A 17,821-nucleotide genomic window follows, 5' to 3' on the forward strand; every position below is an offset into this window, starting at 1 on the left:
AAGTAATCTAATTAACTGTGAGTTCATTTCGGAAGCCATTTATGTCTGAAAAAATATCCACCACCAACTTAGCCAAACAAAACGATGAAGATTTGAAAGCTCTATTTTCTAAATTAAATCAGTACGGTTATATTGTTCGGCATGATAATAAATGGCTACTGACAGATTTAGGTCGAGAGTTTGGTGGAGAATACGTTACACATAATAAATACGGCCAATTTATAGTGTGGCCGGTTGACCTGATCATAAATAAAGCGTTGAGCAACGGTGAACGATATACAGCAACACAGCTAGGTGAAAAATACGGTTTAAATGCCAAGAAGATAAATCAAATTTTTAATGAATTAGGCTGGATAAACCGAGATTCAGACGGCTGGCGAATTACGGAGTTAGGATTGAGAGTGGGCGGTGAACAACGCCAAGATAAAGCTTCTGAAAATCTATTTACCGTTTGGCATGACACTATTCTGAAAAACCGCAATTTTAGCCATTCAGTTAAAGAATTTATGGGCGTAGACTCTGACATGTTATCGACCGATAAATCTTTCTCTCGCTTCAAACAAAAATTTGAAGCGAAACACCGCACATCTGATGGCCATTATGTTCGCTCGACAGGTGAGTTGTTGATTGATAATTGGCTTTATATGGCAGGGATCGTCCATGCTTATGAGCGAAAATTACCGATAGAAGAACAAGTCTACAGTGATTTTTATCTGCCAAGTGGCAAAGTTTATATTCAGTATTGGGGCACAGACACAGGCCCAATTGATTCAAGCACCAAGCAAGAAAAAATCGCCATTTACGCAAATTACGGTTTTAACCTTATTCAAATCGAACACAAGCAAATAAACCAACTTGATCAAATATTGCCTCACGCGTTAAGAAAATTTGGTATTAAAGCGTATTAAAGGTGCAATAACATAGCGATCAACAAGCACAAAAATTTAGCAATTACGCTTATTTTACGTTGTTCAAATAAGCGCAGCAATCAAAACTCTTTGGCTGCAAATCCAGTAACCGCTTCTAATCTTAGTTCTTTGCCTATTTTGGTTAATGGATGCACAATAACCAGACCTTTTACTCTTTTTTTCAACTTACCCAAATCCGCTTGTTCTTCTTTGGTTATTGCACGTTGAAAAGGCATATCAAGCAATTCTTTGCGCTCTTTATTCAAATCATAGCTTTGCTTATGCTTTAATTGATTTAGCTTTTTATTTGTTTGCTCTATTTCTTTATCAAACTGAGCAATAGTAGGTTGATCGCGTCGAGAAACCGCTGCGCTCAACTTGTTTTTACATTTATCTAGACGATCGTTTAGTTGTTGTATCTCTTTCTTTGAACTCATTTGTTTATACCTATTCGAAATGGACGCTCTTTCTACCATTATATGATCAAAAAATGAATTATTTTTTGATTGTCGAACACCAATTTGATCGGTAAAGATCTTTCTCTCTCTGCTTTCGTTGCTCTAATCCTAAAATAAACCCAAGGAAGCCTAAAATAAAACTAAAGTATTCCAGCTTACTGTCGATAAGTCATATTGAGGTTTTTGTACTCATGATCACCAATGAATTGCACATATTTAACTACTCTATAAGTCACTATCTACTTTGAGATAAGCATTATGAATATAACGATAAAAACAAGACTGTATATATTAGCTATACTACCACTACTAATTATTGCTTTTAGCACCATGTATTTTACCAATAATGAACTTATAAAGTTAAATAGCGCTCACGTTGAGTCTTCTCGAAACTATATGATGGAAAGTAACCGAATCGAGTTAAAGAATTATATGGAAATCGTCGATTCAATGATGATTTCGTTAATAGATAAAGACGCGAGTTTAGAGCAAGTCATTGCTGAGTTATCCAAGGTAAAGTTTGGCGATACGGGTTATGTATTTGGCTATAACAGTAAAGGCGACCGAATGATGTCGGGCCTAAGCAATAGCGGTATTGGTGAAAACTTTACCCATTTAAAAGACCAAAATAATCTATATTTTGTACAAGAGATCATTAAACAAGCCAAAAATGGTGGCGGTTACACTACCTACTATTTTCAGAAACCAGGAAACAATAGCGCGGCTCAACCTAAGTTAACCTATTCTATTTATAACGCTAAGCTGGACCTTATTGTCGGCACTGGCTTTTATATTGACGATGTGGAATCAACAATAATGGCGATGGAAGAGGTATCAGACACACTTGCTGGAAAAGCTATTTTAAGTATTGGTATTGCCACTTTAATTATCGTCATTCTAGCGGGCTTATTTGCGGTCATCGTTAACCAGAGTATTATTCGTCCATTAAATGCCTTTGATAGATCAATTGCTTCATTTGCTAACGGTGATGCGGATTTAACTGCCAGAATTGATACTTTTAACTTGCCAGAATTTAATCGCCTAGGAAGCAACTTCAATCTATTTGTAGAAAATCTTCAATCCATAATCAAAAATGTAATGCTAGTCAGTAATGACGTAGTAACCGAAACTAATGATATGGCGGGTAGAGCCACTCAGGTAGATTCCCTCGCCCATCAACAACGAGAAGAAACCGAGCAAGTCGCTACCGCAATGACAGAAATGACCGCCACTGCTACCGAAATATCCAGCAATGCAATTCAGGCAGCTAACTCAGCTAAAGAAGTAGAAGGCAGTGCCAATCAAGCTATGGAGATCGTCGTTTCTGCCGCTCATTCAGTAGAATCTCTCGCACAAGATGTCGAACAAGCGAATGATGTCGTGTCTGCACTAGAGGGGGATGTGCAAAACATTTCAACCTCTTTAGAAGTGATTCAAGATATCGCAGAACAAACCAATCTTCTTGCCTTGAATGCTGCAATTGAAGCCGCTCGAGCTGGTGAACAAGGTCGTGGATTTGCGGTAGTAGCAGATGAAGTGCGCAAGTTAGCCAGCCGTACGCAAGAAAGTACCTTAGAAATTCATCAAATGATAAACCAATTGAAATCGGCATCAGATGCAGCAGTACAAACAATGAATATTAGCCGTTCTAAAAGCACAAATACGGTACAAGAGGCAAATGCAGCAAGCGAGGCTCTGGGTAAAATACAAGACTCTATTAACGTGATTATGGATATGAATGAATTAATTGCTACTGCCACTGAGCAACAGAGCCAAGTAGGGCAAGAAATATCTGAGCATGTGGTGGTCATTTCAGATAAAAGCCATCAATCTGCCCAGTTTGCCAACAAAAACCAAACTGGCTGTCGTCAATTAAGTAGTAAAGCCAAAGAGTTATCTAATTTAGTTGACCGTTTTACAGTGTAAATTGCGCTTGTATCAGGTATAGGTATTATTAATAAAAAGAGTCATTGAGCATAAAATCAATGGCTCTTTTTAGATTACTCAAGCCGATTGTTTTTCTATCGCTTTAATCAAAGCAGAAGTATCCAACCGCCCCATTCCCTCTGTAGAAAGAGCTTTGTAGTGGTCAAATGTTTGGCTGGTTAGAGGCAAGGTTAAACCTTGTTTTTGAGCTTCTTCTAAACAAAAACCTAAGTCTTTAATCATCCAGTCTAACGCGAAACCAAAATCAAATGCATTTTCTGCCATAGTCGTCGCACGGTTTTCCATTTGCCATGAACCTGCCGCGCCATTTTTTAAGCAATCCACTAACGTTGGGATATCTAATCCAGATTGTTGAGCTAATAGTAAACCTTCAGAAAGTCCATTTAACACCCCTGCTATGCATATCTGATTAACCATTTTAGCGCGTTGGCCTTGACCCACTTCTCCCATTAATACCGACGATTTACCATAAGCATTAAAAATCGGCTGGATACGCTCAAATAGAGTGCTATTCCCACCACACATAATGGTTAGAACACCATCCTCTGCGCCTGCTTGGCCACCAGAGACAGGTGCATCCATAAATTCAATACCGATGCTTTGACTCGCTTCTAGCAGCTCCTGTGCTAACGTAGCGGAGGTGGTTGTATGATCAATTAATACACTGCCTTTTTTCATAGACGACAGCGCCCCACCCTCACAAGTTACCACACTGCGAACATCATCATCGTTACCAACACAAGTGATAACGATATCAGCATCACTAACGGCTTCAGCAACGGTCGACTCAAAGCGACCACCATATTGCTCGGCCCATTTTTGAGCTTTTTCTGTTGTTCGATTAAATACCGTGACATCAAACCCCGAGTTTTGCAGATGCCCAGCCATTGGGAATCCCATGACACCTAACCCAAGAAAACTTACCTTCATAATATTCCCTTACTATTTTGTAATTTATCGCCAAATTAATCATGATCTAGTGTATTAAATAATTATAATTCGACAAGGCATAAAAAAACTGAGCAATGCTCAGTTTTTTTATTGCCATGTTTTATATGTGCTATTTTTGATAGAAAAGCTACATACGATATTTTCTAGTCTGCATCTAATTCAGCATTGTGATAAACCTGTTGAACATCATCACAATCATCAAGCATATCCAAAAATTTCTGAAATTTTTCAGCATCTTCACCAGTAACAGGTGTGTTCGTTTGCGGTACAAATGTTATTTCTTCAACGTCAACGGTCAAATCTGGAAATTCAGTATTTAATGCCGTTTTCACTTTAAAAAATTCAGTATGAGGTGCGAATACCGTAATCACGCCATCTTCTGACTCGATATCAGTAACGTCCACATCCTGCATCATAAGGGCTTCTAAAAAGGCATCTTCGTCATCGCCTTTAAACTGAAATACAGCTTGATGGTCAAACATATGTGCTGTCGTACCAGGGCTGCCAATTTTAGCGCCAGTTTTCACGAAACATTGGCGAACATCTTGGAAAGTACGATTACCGTTATCGGTTAAGCAATCAACGATAACACTAGCGCCACCGGGAGCAAATCCTTCATAACGCGCTGGTTGGTAATCTTCACCACCACCACCGGTCGCTTTATCAATAGCTTTGTCGATAACATGCGCAGGTACTTGATCTTTTTTTGCTTTAGCGATCAGGTGTTTTAAAGACAAATTCATATCAGGATCAGCGCCACCACTTTTGGCAGCCATGTACAATTCTTTTCCGTATTTCGAATAAACTTTAATTTTTGCGCCTTGTGTTTTAGCCATTGAGGCCTTACGCACTTCAAAACTTCTTCCCATCGGGATCTTCTCTCTGCTTCAATTTATTAAATGAATCTTAACAAAATATGAACTCAATTCAATTTTCTTAGAATCAAAAGACTATGCTACACCCATAATATGTTTGTATTTTTCTACCGATTGCTCAAACCATGTCTGTTCATCTGGCTTTTTAAACTTATTGCGCTGTGTCGCTATCTCACCAAAACCGACTTTGGCGTGCTTAAGTTGCCAAACTAAGTATGAGGCTTGCTTATCAATTTCAATCTTATTTTTTTCTTCCGCAGTAAGTAAAGATAAATTAATCGGCATTATATATCTCGGTAGCGTTTTTGTATGGTGCAGCAATATAGCACAGTGAATGGAAACGAGTGAATACTGAAAATAGGAGAAAGGATAAATTAGGGCGGCACAATGGCCGCCCGAGGGAAATATACATTCACGACACAGTCAATGAAGTAAACCTAACTCCTCTGCCTCTTCTAGGGTTAAACCGCTTTCACGAATCTCGCGCATCATTTCAATACGACGACGAGCTTCAGCTGATTTAAGCTGTTTTTTAGATTGTTTGGCACCTTCTTCCTTAAAGTCCCAATTGGATGCAATATTTGCCATTTGATCATGATCAATAGAATTAATAGACATGAATTCCTCCGATTAAAACTGTGTCCGTAGACACTGGATATTTAGCAAATGTCATAATCGTTGTTAAGAAAAATAATCTTAGAATGTGACCTACTACAGGGTTATATCATTTGGCTAATATTTCTATCAATATGACTTTGCTTATCTATTTTTTCGCATTTATCCTTACAAGATTGCCTAAAAAACTCAAAATAGAGATCAGAGCTAAAAAATGGAGGTGAGAACTAAATTGTGGAACGATGATCAAGGAGAATGACTTGAACAGAAAAGAAGTGAGTAAAACATCCAGACAAAAAAATAGCGAGTTTTGCAACTCGCCAAAAACTTATGTTATATGAGCCAATCTATAATGTAACTAGAGAGGTAAAAGGTTGTCTATTCACCGCCATGATAATACGTCAACTTTTACGACTGTCAGAAAAGTGTAAACTTTTTGTCAGAGTTAATTAAATCCCAATAGCAACTTCATCTAACGCTCGAAAAACATCTTCATTAAAATGACTTTGGTAAATAGATTTACATACCTTTTTTCGCACCGCTAAAGCGGAAATCAACTTTTCTATAGATAAATGCCGGGAAGAAGTTTGCGAATTGTACAGCTCTATGGTTTTACTTAGCTTTTCGTAGCTCACTATATCGTCCGCCACTCTTAGCCAATCTAGCTTTTCCATAAGCTCATCACATTCATTCTTAATCGAAGAAGGGGAATGGCCTGTCATCGCTGATAAAGCGGTTATACTGCGTTCTAGGGCCTCAGGAGAGGTATATTTGGATAGAGTAATGGTTAATTCATCCGCGTTAATTTCTACCAAATGTTTACGAAGTTTAACTCTGCGCCCCAATTTGCCTTTAGTTTTGCGTTCATGGCGCTGTATAGGTTCAAATTCTCCGTCAATAATTTCTGATAATTGTTCCAATTTTTCTTTTGAAACCATTTCATTGCGCAGCGGGTTTGGCAAGGTCGGTGCCATATTTCTTTTGCCTGCATTCGTTGTTCTCGCACGGGAAAAACGCAACACTTCTTCAACATCACATTTAATATCAATAAGATAATCAGAAACTTTACTTTTTGTTTCTGTTTGCGAAATAGTTAGATGATATCCCCATAAATTAACAAAAAACTGCTGATCGTCCATTTGTTCTTTGCTGAGTTTTTTAAGTTCTCTAATTAATTCGGATGAAAATCGTCTCCATTCAATATTTCTAGCAAGTTTCTGATTCAAATCACTTAAAAGCATACTATCTGTATATCGACGTGACATTCTACTTCTGAAATATGAATACAGTTGGAACACTAATGTATGTTGTTTAAGAATTTCTGGCGGGAACAAAAAGAAGTAATCTTTAGTTAACAGTTCTTCATAAAATGAAGGCTCCCAAACTAGAATATAAAGGTTTGGTTTTATTCTTATTTCACCGGCAGCATCTTCAGAAGGTGCTTCTTCTGAAGCTGTAATTGTTCTGGCTAAAAATCGAAAACGATCACTTTTGAAACCTTCTGGCATATTTTCACTTAACCAACGACCTGCAAGTTCGTGTAACTGAAAATCGGTATATTCAATTCGATCGATACTTTCTCGAATTGAATCTCTTGCTGGACCACTATCTTTTTTACCACGCATCGACAATATATCAGTGATGTAGAGTGGTGTTTTATTAGGGGCTTGTTTGATATTGAGCTGATATTCTGCTTGATGATGCTCATGGTATTGTACCGTTAGGGTAAATAACGCAAATAGCGTCATCAGATCATCAACAGTCATGATATTTTTTGATGATCTTGTTTCGATAATCGCCCTTGATCCAGAAATAGATACCATTGCTTTTTGATAATTTTTGCGTGTTCTCGGTGGAGCAAGGGCTTGATCGATAATTCCTGCCCAATTTGCAGGTGATACCACAAATTGATCCGCTTCATCTTTAAGTGTTGGAGGCGTTTGAAGACCATATTCACTTAATAGTCTTTTATTTACTTGGGTTTGAGCTAATGCCTTGGATCGTTTTTGTTTTTCGGTTTGTTTGGCACTTTCTGTCATAAGACTCGTTGCACCTAATACCGACACCAGTTGACTGGGATTAACAAATTTATGCAGCATGGTTTTTCCAGCTAACCCCTCTTCAAATTTAACAGGGATTTGTGCAAATAAGCCGATGTTTACCGCGGCTCGTAAGCGTTGTTGAATTGCCGCTCTGGTAAGGTGTCGGTCTGTTGCCTCAACGATTTCTGTTGTTGATACGTAACCGTCTTTACTGGAAAAACTGCGTAATGATATTAAGTTTAACAGCTCGACTATACTTTTAGTGACTCCTTTAAAATGCTGATATTGCTCGATCCAATCTACTGCGTTTTCTGAGACAGCAAATAAATGCCCGTCTTTATGAGATCGCGGTAATTTGATGAGGATCTTTTCATCGGCTTTATGTTTAGAGTTCACTTATCATTATCCGTAATATTGTAATAGTTCCACAAGAATAAAGAAAAACATAGAATAAATAAAGTGTTATTTTTGGTTATTTTATTCAATGATCTTAATGATTAAACTGATCTATATTGATTAAGTGATCTAATGATCCGTGATATTTTTTGTCTGTAAGGTATTGTTTATTAATGATTAAAATAATACTTCTATCAGAAGCATGATCATGGGAGCGTCAGAAGAATGATCATACTTTGTCCGGAAGAGTGATCAATATACTGTCGAAACGATGATCATATAAGTCATGCAACGATGATCACTTAATTTACGGATTAATGATCATCAGTTCTTTACATGTTATCCACAGCCTGGCGCTGTTGTTTTTAATTATTTGTTCATAATCGGCTGTAATTAGGCCAATTTTACTGGCGGACACATGATCAAGGGATTGTTTTTTCATTGTTCGATGCAATTATTTACATTTGCTTCATTGGTGCCTTGTATCCTGAGTAAGTGTAAATATGTGTACAATTAATAGTAATATCGAAACGATGATCAAGGTGGTAGTTTGTTTTTCAATTTTTGATACCGCTGATATTAGAGACATAAATAGCGACATCATAGGTTTGTATCGGTTATCCGATAAGCATCTCCCGTAATTAGTTGCTTAAGTTATATTGTTCCGTATAGATATTCGCTCTTGATCATTGATCCGTATTTCGATCATGTTATTTACATTGCTTTTATCGTTTGTTTTACTGCCTACTCTCCTTGATCATCGGTCCTACATCTTGCGTAATGGTCGCAACGATGATCAAGCGTTACCCTTGATCATCGTTCCTAGTAAAATTTTTATTGAATATTGGACTGAATTGGTTCGTTCAATATGAAAAATACAATTGCCGTAATTAATCGTGGTTTATATATCGTTCCAGTAGTTATTGTTTTTACACTGTAAATAAGTGACATTGTAACACTTTAATTGTAGGGAATATTTTGGTTAGTTATGCTCTTTACGATAAAGACTTATAGCATAATATATGTTCTTAATATGATAGTTTATTAACCTTTTAACCAAATGTCGGTCAAAAAATTTATTCTATACTCCGAAATGAATGTTCAGCTATTTATTGTTTTTGTACTTATTTTATGTACAATATTGCGTATACCTTTCTGTACGGATCATTTGAAATGAAAAGAGAGCAAACAATAGAAAACCTTTATCGCTTAGCTGAACAAACAAAACAAGTTCAAGCTGACCGTATAGAGATAGTATTGGAAGAGCGAAGTGATGAGCACTTTCCCGCAATGTCTAAAGCGTTGATGGAAACTCGATCTGGTTTAACTAGAAGAAAGTTAGATGATGCGATTAATAAACTGGAAGCTCAAGGCCATCAGTTTACTAAGAATAATGCTAATCACTATTCTATTTCACTTGCAGAAGCTCATATGCTGATGGACGCAGCTGGTAGACCTATGTTCCATGAGCGGAAGCTTGGTAAAGATAGCAATGTAGCGAGAAAACCTTGGGTGATTAATGTTCAGAACCAAAAAGGCGGCACGGGTAAGTCGATGACGGCAGTTCATCTAGCGGCGTGTTTGGCTTTGAATTTGGACAAAAGATATCGCATTTGTTTGATAGATTTAGATCCGCAAGGCTCACTTCGATTATTTTTGAATCCTCAAATTAGTGTGGAACAGCACGAAAATATTTATTCTGCCGTCGATATTATGCTGGATAATGTGCCAGATGATGTTGAAGTAGATAGAGAGTTTTTAAATAAAAATGTGTTACTGCCGACTCAATACCCAAATTTAAAAACTATTTCTGCTTTTCCTGAAGATGCGATGTTTAACGCTGAAGCGTGGCAGCATTTGTCACAAAATCAGTCGCTAGATATCGTTTGTTTATTAAAAGAGAAGTTGATTGATAAGATCTCTGATGATTTTGATATTGTCATGATTGATACCGGTCCACATGTTGACCCACTTGTTTGGAATGCAATGTACGCTTCGAATGCTTTGTTAATTCCATGCGCAGCAAAACGACTTGATTGGGCTTCAACGGTGAACTTCTTTCAACACCTTCCTACGGTTTATGAAATGTTCCCTGAAGAGTGGAAGGGGCTCGAATTTGTACGTTTGATGCCGACTATGTTTGAGGATGATAATAAAAAACAAGTGTCAGTATTGACTGAAATGAACTATCTATTAAACGATCAAGTTATGATGGCAACCATACCGCGAAGCCGTGCTTTTGAAACTTGTGCGGATACTTATAGTACGGTATTTGATCTTACTGTAGGTGAGTTTGAAGGCGGTAAAAAAACACTGCATACCGCGCAAGATGCCATTCAGAAAGCATCATTAGAGCTTGAGCGAGTATTACATAGTCATTGGAATTCATTGAATCAGGAGTAAATAAAAATGGCGATAAAAACTTCTGAGTTAAACGCGAAATTATTTGGTAAAGCAAACAAGCGCCGCGCGACGACTCCACAAGAAGCCCAAACAGCGGCAAAAGAGCAAGCTCAAGTTATTGAATTAGCGGTAGCAGGGCAACAAGCTGTCGAGTTTGAATTAATTAAGATTCCAGCTAACGAGATTGAAAGCCGTACGACGGTTTTTGCTCAGAATGCTCGTGAACAATCTTTTTTAAATGAACATGCATTATCTGATGTAATGGTTACTTTAAAAGTCAGAGGGCAACAATATCCTGCGGTAGGTCGCAGAACTAAAGATGGCGGAATTGAGGTTTTAGACGGCAGCCGTCGTCGTATGTCATGTATTCTGGCTGAGAAAGATTTTTTAATTTATGTTGCAGAATCTATTGGTACTGAACAAGCTAAGTTTCTTTCCGACGTAGCTAATGCGCATAAGCCGCTGTCTCTTTATGAGAAAGGTAAAGAGATGTTGCACAAACTGGAAAGTGGCGAGGCAAGTGACCAAAAAACGTTAGCTGAGATGTTTCAATGTAGTGAATCATTGGTAAGTGGTGCGCTTAAAGCTGCGTCTTTGCCCTTAGCGCTATTGCAAGCTTATCCAAATGTGAGTGAGTTGGGGCGGCCTACTATTGTTAAACTTCATAAACAGTTTAATGATTTAGACCAAGAATCTCGCGATGTTTTACTTGAAAAATGTCAATCTGACGATGTCTTTGCATGGCAAAGAAAAGAGTCGCAAGGTATTGCTCGTTTAACCAAAGACGTAACAGCTCATATAGAAAGTTGGATTGACGAGTTAGCACCAAAAAAACTTGATTCGGTCGTTAAAAAAGAGTTTGTTAAAGGGCGCGCCAGTTTCACTCGTAATGGCAATAACTTAGCGATTAGTTTGAAACGGGTCGATGATCAGGCGATGCAAGAGATTTTAAGTTATATAGAAAGCAAAATTCATTGATGTTAGTGTTTGAATAAAGTCGCGAAAGCGGCTTTTTTTTTGTGCTGTGATAAAATGGAGCGTCTATTCACTCGAGTTTTTATAAATGCATACTCCTCTATCTTATTTACTCTATCTACGTTCTATAGCCCAGGTTCAGGGTTTTCGTTATTTGGTGAGACTTACCGGAACCGAATGTTGGCAAAAGCAGCTCATTGGTGAATTTTGCGCGCAAAGTGCTATTCAACGCAGCTACAAATTGGGCGGAGCTGCGATAGGGGAGATCGAGCAAGGTTCGTATAAGCAAGGCGCTCAATTACTTGGTCAGGAAATAGATTGTCTAATTTATGATGATGATAACGGTTTTGATGCCAATAGTTTAACAGCCGCTTCAGGTGCATTACGTAGTGGCGGTATCTTTTTTGTTCTGCTGTCTGAGCGCAATCTTAATTCCTACCGTTGGTTGGACCAACATTTACGTGACGCTATTGTTATCGATCAATATTCTGCATTACCTTCGTTACCAAAACAGTTATGTACGCCATCAGATTCGGTAGCCTCCTCGACTGAATCGCTGCCTGAAGCCAACCCCAACCATATGTCTCAATTTTCTGAACAAGAGCAGGCAGTGTCGCTGATTAAACAAGTTTTAGTAGGGCACAGAAAACGTCCATTGGTACTGACAGCCGACCGAGGAAGAGGAAAAAGTGCGGCTTTAGGTATTGCTGCTGCTCAGTTAATAAATGAACGACCAGTAAGAATTTTAATAACCGCGCCTTCACGAAAAGCCATTGATCCTGTTTTTTCTCATGCAAAAAGTAATTTGCAAACCGTGGATAAAGCATCGGCGAATATGCTCGTTTCTCGAGATTCTTTCGTTCGCTTCGTTTCTCCAGACGAACTATTACGTGGCAATTTAGAATGTGATTTGTTGTTTGTTGACGAAGCTTCTGCGATTCCCGTTTCTATGCTTATACGTATTGTTTCTCAATACCATCGTACCGTCTTTTCGTCTACTATCCACGGTTATGAAGGCTGTGGCCGTGGATTCAAGATTAAATTTTTCAAATGGTTGGATCTAAATAGGGCTAATTGGAAAAAATTTCATATCCATCAGCCAGTACGTTGGTGTGTTGGTGATCCGTTAGAAGCTTGGATTTTTTCTACATTTTTACTCGATTGCGATTCAGTAGACCAGCGACCAGTACAAAAGGTAAAGGCGTCTTCCTTTAGATTAGTGAGCAAAACAGAATTATTGGAGGATATGAACTTATTCCGTACTATTTTCTCAATATTGATTAACGCTCATTACCAAACATCGCCCAATGATATGGTACAAATACTCGATGACGACACGGTACATGTTTTCATTGCAACTATTGAAGACGAAATTGTTGGATGTGTAGTTGCAAAGCAAGAAGGTAGTCTGGATTTAGATGTCATTGAATCTATTACGTTAGGTAAACGTCGGCCTAAAGGGCATTTAGGTGCTGCTGTTATTGCAGGGCAATTAGGGGTAACTCAAGCTGCAAGCGACTGCTCGTTGAGAGTGATGCGTATTGCTGTGGTTGAGGCGTTTCAAGGTCGTGGTGTTGGTAGCCAAATGTTGTCTTGTTTGAACCGTCAAACGGATGTTAGAGCCGATTATATTTCCACTAGTTTTGGTCTTACTAGTGAACTTTATCGGTTCTGGTCTAAGAATAAGTTTTTCCCGGTCCGTCTTGGTAGTCGTCTTGATCCTGCCAGCGGCACTCACTCTTTAGTCATGTTGCACAACCTCAATTGTGGTGATTGGGTTGAGCAAGTTACGCGCCAATTTCCTCTCGATCTTATCACTATGCTGGCAGAAACATATGCAGAGCTGCCCGCTGAACTTGTTATTGAACTATTGAAATCTACCGAGATCGCTCATCTTCCAATTACCGACAATCAGCTTTGGTTGATTCACTGTTATGTGTTAGGTGGGAGTTGTTACGAAAATATCGCTTATGCGTTGACTCAATGGATGTTTCAACATTGGAACGATATCCGCATACATCCAGTCGTTATTAGTAAGTTGCTACAGAGAAAAAGCTGGTCAGACATAGCTAGTTTGTATTCTTTAGCCGGGCAGAAAGCGGCCGAGCAATACTTCAAGCAGCAAGTTAGTTCAATGTTGAAATTTACACTGTAAACTGACGTTGTTAGTCTGAGTTTATTTTTAAAACGAATGAGCAGAGACCTGTAATTTACAGTGTAAATCATAGATAGCTGTGATAACTCTCAAATATAAAAGCAATTTTACTGCAATTTATGAGCAAAATATCACAAAGTAACTCATACTTTAAGATAGACTCTTTTATGTAACAAATGAGCTGTGCAATAAAATGTGGAAAGAACTCATACAATTATCTGAAAATTCGAATAGTGTTATCGCTAAACTCTCTCACGACCAGCAAGTTGGTACGACGTTTAGCACTGATGGTTTAGAAATAGCACTAAAGGCGCTGGGTGCAAGTGACTTTTATTACGATGATGTGGCTGCCAGTCAGTTTGTTCGAGCTGCATGTGAAAATAAAAAATCAGCATTTGAAGGGATTATCGTTGCCTACAAAAAAGATGCCACGATAAACGTCGTTCTGTCTGATAGCGATATGTTGGCCACTATGATTGTTCATGGACCTTATGCCGGCAAGCCGATTAGTAGTGTTGATATGATGGAGGCACTGGCTAACTCGCATGTGATAAAAGGAATAAATAAACTTGCTTTAAAAAAAGTACTGTCTGCTAGTCAAGCACTGGCAAACGGGGAGTCTTTTGAGCTTGCTGTTGCTAGTGGATTGCAACCCGTCAATGGTCGTGACGCGCAGTTTATACCGCTTGTAGAGGATATTAATCAACGGGTATTAGCGCCGCAAGAAGACAATAATAAGACCCATAAAGTGGATATGCGGAACCTTGGTGAATTGGTGACTGTAGCCGAAGGGCAAAGTATTCTTAAACGAGTGCCTGCAACAAAAGGCCAGCCAGGTTTTACTGTGGTTGGTGTCGCGATTGCGGCAAAAGCAGGTAAAGATGAACAACTGAAAGTAGGTAACGGGTCGTATATCGACGATAGCGACCCTAATTTGCTGCGTGCTAGCCAATCAGGAATGCCTATCATCCGAAAAACTACGATTGATGTTGATTCGTCGTTAGTACTCAAAAATGTGGATGTCTCTACCGGCCACATAAAATTTAAAGGGAGTTTGGTGGTAGAGGGGAACATAGAACCCGGAATGATAGTGAGAGCGACTGGCTCTGTAACAGTCGGAGGGTTTATTGAATCAGCCGATGTTCAAGCTCAAGAAGATATACTGGTTGGCAAGGGAATTATTGGCCATGCAGTAGATGAAGGCGAAGATAAAGCATGTATTATCAAAACTAATGGAAACATTAAGTCTAAATATGCTCAGTTTGCATTTTTGCAGGCTCATGGTGATATTGAATTAGAATTGCATTGTATGAACTCAACGACGCTGTGTACTGGTAATCTCATCGTTAAAGATGGGTCTGGTAAACATGGTACGCTAAGTGGCGGTATGGCAAAGGTGGGGGGAAAGATAGAGTGCTTTCATCTGGGTGTTGAAGGGGATACTGCGACTACAGTTCATGCATTTGTGCGCTTTAATAAATATAAGCAAGGGTTAGCCGAATTAAAAGAGCGTTACAAATTGGTTCAAGATAAAACCATGGATACGATACGTTATGAAATGGAATATATGAAAAAGCCGAAAGCAGAACGTGTTGAAAAGGAGTTAGCAAAGATTCATCAAGTTAAAAATCAGAATAGTATGCTGATGGAATCGACAAAAACAAAAATTGAAAACGCAGAACATGAATTAGAGCGTTTACTGATAGAGAACACTGTGTCAGTTCAGAAAGTCTTTTCTAGAGTGATGATTCAATTTGGAGACGAAAAATTACTAATTAAGAAAGAAAGAGGCGTCAGCGTGTTCTCATTTGATCAATATAAAATTCATTGCAGTACGATGGTGGAAGGTGTTGAATCGGATGATTTACCCTAAGATGAGCCGTATTTATTGCCTAATAAAATTAAAGTGTTATAGAGTGCTTCATCCAGACTACGGGTTAAAGAACCTATAACACTTTACTTAAACTAAGCCGTTGCTTTTACTTTACCTTGTTTAAGCTCATTTAATATTTTATGTTTTGGACCGTCTGCGAGAATCGCGCCTTTTTCCATAATGATGATTCTATCGACGACATCAAGCATTGTCGTTTTATGGGTAATAAGAATTAGAGTTTCTTCTTTGCGCAATTGGTTTAATTGGTTTTTTATGCGCATTTCTGTTCGGTTATCCATGGCACTGGTAGGTTCATCCATTAACAATACCGGCGGTCTGCCCAATAGCGCTCGTGCGATTGACACCGATTGCCTTTGTCCTCCAGAAAGTAACATTCCTCCTTCACCAACTTGTCTTTCTAATCCTGCTGGGTCTTGTTGGGTAAATACCGTTACCCCTGCACGGTTTGCTGCGTCCATGACTTCTCTATCATCAACTAACGTTTGTCCCAATGTAATGTTGTCTCTAATCGAACCAAAGAAAAGCAAACTTTCTTGCGGTACACAGCCTATATTACGACGTATATCTACGTGATGCAGTTGAGCTATATCTGTATCATCAATGCGAACATGACCTTGAGTTGGTTTATACAAGCCCATAATCAGCCGTTCTAGCGTGGTTTTACCTGAGCCGATTCTGCCTATGATGGCTACTTTTTCTCCAGGGTTAATCGTTAAACTAATATCCCGAATAGAAGACATTTCAGAGTCTGGATAATTAAACGTCACCCTGTCTAATTCTATTTTACCTTGAATAATCGGGCGATGAATGTATCGTTTACCTTCTTCTTGTTCATCTGGCATTTGCATCACTTGTTCGATTATTGTCATCGATGATTTTGCTTGATTGTAGCGAGTTGAAAGCAGAGATAACTGAACTAATGGACCAATTGCTCGGCCACTTAGCATTGTCGCGGCGATGAGCCCACCCATGCTGAGCTCACCATCGGCGATTAAATATACGCCTAAAATAATCATACCTATATTACTGGTTTGTTGTACTAAGCCAGCCATATTTTGGATCGTATCCGTTAGCCTTTTGGTTTTGATGTTCCAGTTGGCCATATGGGCCACGGACTCTTCCCAGCGATATTGGAACTTACTTTCTGCGCCGAATAACTTAACCGATTCTAAGCCAGCTAAACTTTCAATTAAATTGGCGTATTTTTGCGATGCTAGTCGAGACCCTTCTTCTATGCTTTTTCTCAGAGGTGCTTGAATTAAGAGCGAATGTATAATCAGAATGATCACGCCAATAATAGGAATAATGACCAGATTTCCTGCTAGTAGCCAAATAACGACTAAGAATAACAAAGCGAAAGGAAGGTCAATCAATGCAGAAATAGTGGCCGAGGTAAAAAATTCTCGGATAGATTCGAATTCTTGCAGGTGGCGAGCAAATGCGCCAACAGACGGTGGACGGGATTCCATACGAATTCCCATTACTTTGCTGTACAATTTTGATGAAATGAGAATGTCTGACTTTTTCCCAGCCACATCAATAAAGTAACTTCTAAGAGATTTAAGTAAAAAATCAAATAGAAAGACGACAAATATTCCCGATGCCAATACCCATAATGATTCAAAAGCAAGATTAGGGACAACTTTGTCGTACACAAGCCTGGTAAACATTGGCGCAGCAATGGCAAACATGTTGACCAGAATAGAAGCAATTAGCACATCTCTATAGATATGTTTTGATGCGAATATGGTGCCCCAAAACCAATGTCCATCTCTTGTTTTTAGTATTTCGGGAGAGCGTTGGTCATAACGAAACTGTTTTTTGATTAAAAAGTATCGCCCTGTATATTGCTGCTCTAACTCTGCTACTGGCATTGAAATTGGCATCATATCTGAATCAGATGTGATGATTTCTGCTTCTCCGTCCTGAGCATTAACGCTAATTAGAACACAGGCGCTCTCGTCTTCTAACAACAGAACAGCTGGCAATATGAGCTTCGATATGTCAGCAAACGGGGACCTATTCTCTTTTGCTACCAAGCCTGCTCGTTCTGCCGCTCGTGGGAAAAGGAACGGCGTCAGTAGGCCATCAGATAAAGGTAAACCACTGACCAGAGCATCAGGAGAATTAGACAAGCCATAATAACGGCTGACGTAAATTAATGAATTTAAAAGTGGATCTTGCATTCAAAGTGACCTCAAA

The 17,821-nt window shown here is 38.8% G+C and carries 13 protein-coding genes; 6 read left to right on the top strand and 7 right to left on the bottom strand.

Translation table 11 applies throughout. From position 1 onward, the window contains the following. Positions 1-41: 41 nt before the first annotated feature. On the top strand, positions 42-908 hold the full coding sequence (locus tag ACLKML_RS04740) for a glycerol kinase (protein WP_413282576.1): 867 nt from the start codon (positions 42-44) through the stop codon (positions 906-908). Between the two features lie 80 nt (positions 909-988). Here the strand turns inward: ACLKML_RS04740 and ACLKML_RS04745 are convergent, their stop codons facing one another. Further along, a complete protein-coding gene (locus tag ACLKML_RS04745) occupies positions 989-1,345 on the bottom strand; it encodes a YibL family ribosome-associated protein (RefSeq protein WP_413282577.1) in 357 nt (118 codons plus the stop codon). Between the two features lie 279 nt (positions 1,346-1,624). On the opposite strand from ACLKML_RS04745, the gene ACLKML_RS04750 reads away from it, so the two are divergent. Beyond that, positions 1,625-3,292, top strand: a complete 1,668-nt coding sequence (locus ACLKML_RS04750) for a methyl-accepting chemotaxis protein (protein WP_413282578.1) — start codon at positions 1,625-1,627, stop codon at positions 3,290-3,292. A gap of 78 nt (positions 3,293-3,370) precedes the next feature. Here the strand turns inward: ACLKML_RS04750 and ACLKML_RS04755 are convergent, their stop codons facing one another. From ACLKML_RS04755 to ACLKML_RS04775, 5 genes are all read right to left on the bottom strand, one after another. Further along, positions 3,371-4,243 (bottom strand): NAD(P)-dependent oxidoreductase, encoded by an 873-nt coding sequence (locus ACLKML_RS04755; RefSeq protein ID WP_413282579.1) that lies wholly within the window; start codon positions 4,241-4,243, stop codon positions 3,371-3,373. Positions 4,244-4,407: 164 nt separating this feature from the next. Continuing rightward, the gene (locus ACLKML_RS04760) at positions 4,408-5,133 is read right to left on the bottom strand and encodes a YebC/PmpR family DNA-binding transcriptional regulator (RefSeq protein ID WP_413282580.1); all 726 of its coding nucleotides are present in this window, start codon (positions 5,131-5,133) and stop codon (positions 4,408-4,410) included. Positions 5,134-5,214: 81 nt separating this feature from the next. Continuing rightward, complete coding sequence (locus tag ACLKML_RS04765) at positions 5,215-5,424, bottom strand: DUF3283 family protein (RefSeq protein WP_413282581.1); 210 nt, start codon at positions 5,422-5,424, stop codon at positions 5,215-5,217. A gap of 138 nt (positions 5,425-5,562) precedes the next feature. Next, on the bottom strand, positions 5,563-5,757 hold the full coding sequence (locus ACLKML_RS04770) for a PA3496 family putative envelope integrity protein (protein ID WP_413282582.1): 195 nt from the start codon (positions 5,755-5,757) through the stop codon (positions 5,563-5,565). A gap of 446 nt (positions 5,758-6,203) precedes the next feature. Next, positions 6,204-8,192, bottom strand: a complete 1,989-nt coding sequence (locus tag ACLKML_RS04775) for a replication initiator protein RctB domain-containing protein (RefSeq protein WP_413282583.1) — start codon at positions 8,190-8,192, stop codon at positions 6,204-6,206. A 1,173-nt stretch (positions 8,193-9,365) separates the two neighbouring features. Between ACLKML_RS04775 and ACLKML_RS04780 the strand changes: the two genes are divergently transcribed. From ACLKML_RS04780 to ACLKML_RS04795, 4 genes are all read left to right on the top strand, one after another. Then, positions 9,366-10,595 carry a ParA family protein gene (locus tag ACLKML_RS04780; protein WP_413282584.1) on the top strand — a complete coding sequence of 410 codons (1,230 nt, stop codon included), beginning with the start codon at positions 9,366-9,368 and terminating at the stop codon, positions 10,593-10,595. A gap of 6 nt (positions 10,596-10,601) precedes the next feature. Further along, positions 10,602-11,573, top strand: coding sequence for a ParB/RepB/Spo0J family partition protein (locus ACLKML_RS04785; protein ID WP_413282585.1), 972 nt, complete (start codon positions 10,602-10,604; stop codon positions 11,571-11,573). Between the two features lie 85 nt (positions 11,574-11,658). After that, positions 11,659-13,725, top strand: a complete 2,067-nt coding sequence (locus tag ACLKML_RS04790; protein WP_413282586.1) for a GNAT family N-acetyltransferase — start codon at positions 11,659-11,661, stop codon at positions 13,723-13,725. A gap of 193 nt (positions 13,726-13,918) precedes the next feature. Next, positions 13,919-15,598: a DUF342 domain-containing protein gene (locus ACLKML_RS04795; protein ID WP_413282587.1), complete on the top strand. Its 1,680-nt coding sequence runs from the start codon at positions 13,919-13,921 to the stop codon at positions 15,596-15,598. Positions 15,599-15,690: 92 nt separating this feature from the next. On the opposite strand, the gene ACLKML_RS04800 is transcribed toward ACLKML_RS04795, so the two are convergent. Next, positions 15,691-17,805 (bottom strand): type I secretion system permease/ATPase, encoded by a 2,115-nt coding sequence (locus ACLKML_RS04800; RefSeq protein ID WP_413282588.1) that lies wholly within the window; start codon positions 17,803-17,805, stop codon positions 15,691-15,693. Positions 17,806-17,821: the final 16 nt, after the last annotated feature.

Source organism: Vibrio sp. MA40-2, assembly GCF_047302445.1.
Taxonomy (GTDB): domain Bacteria; phylum Pseudomonadota; class Gammaproteobacteria; order Enterobacterales; family Vibrionaceae; genus Vibrio.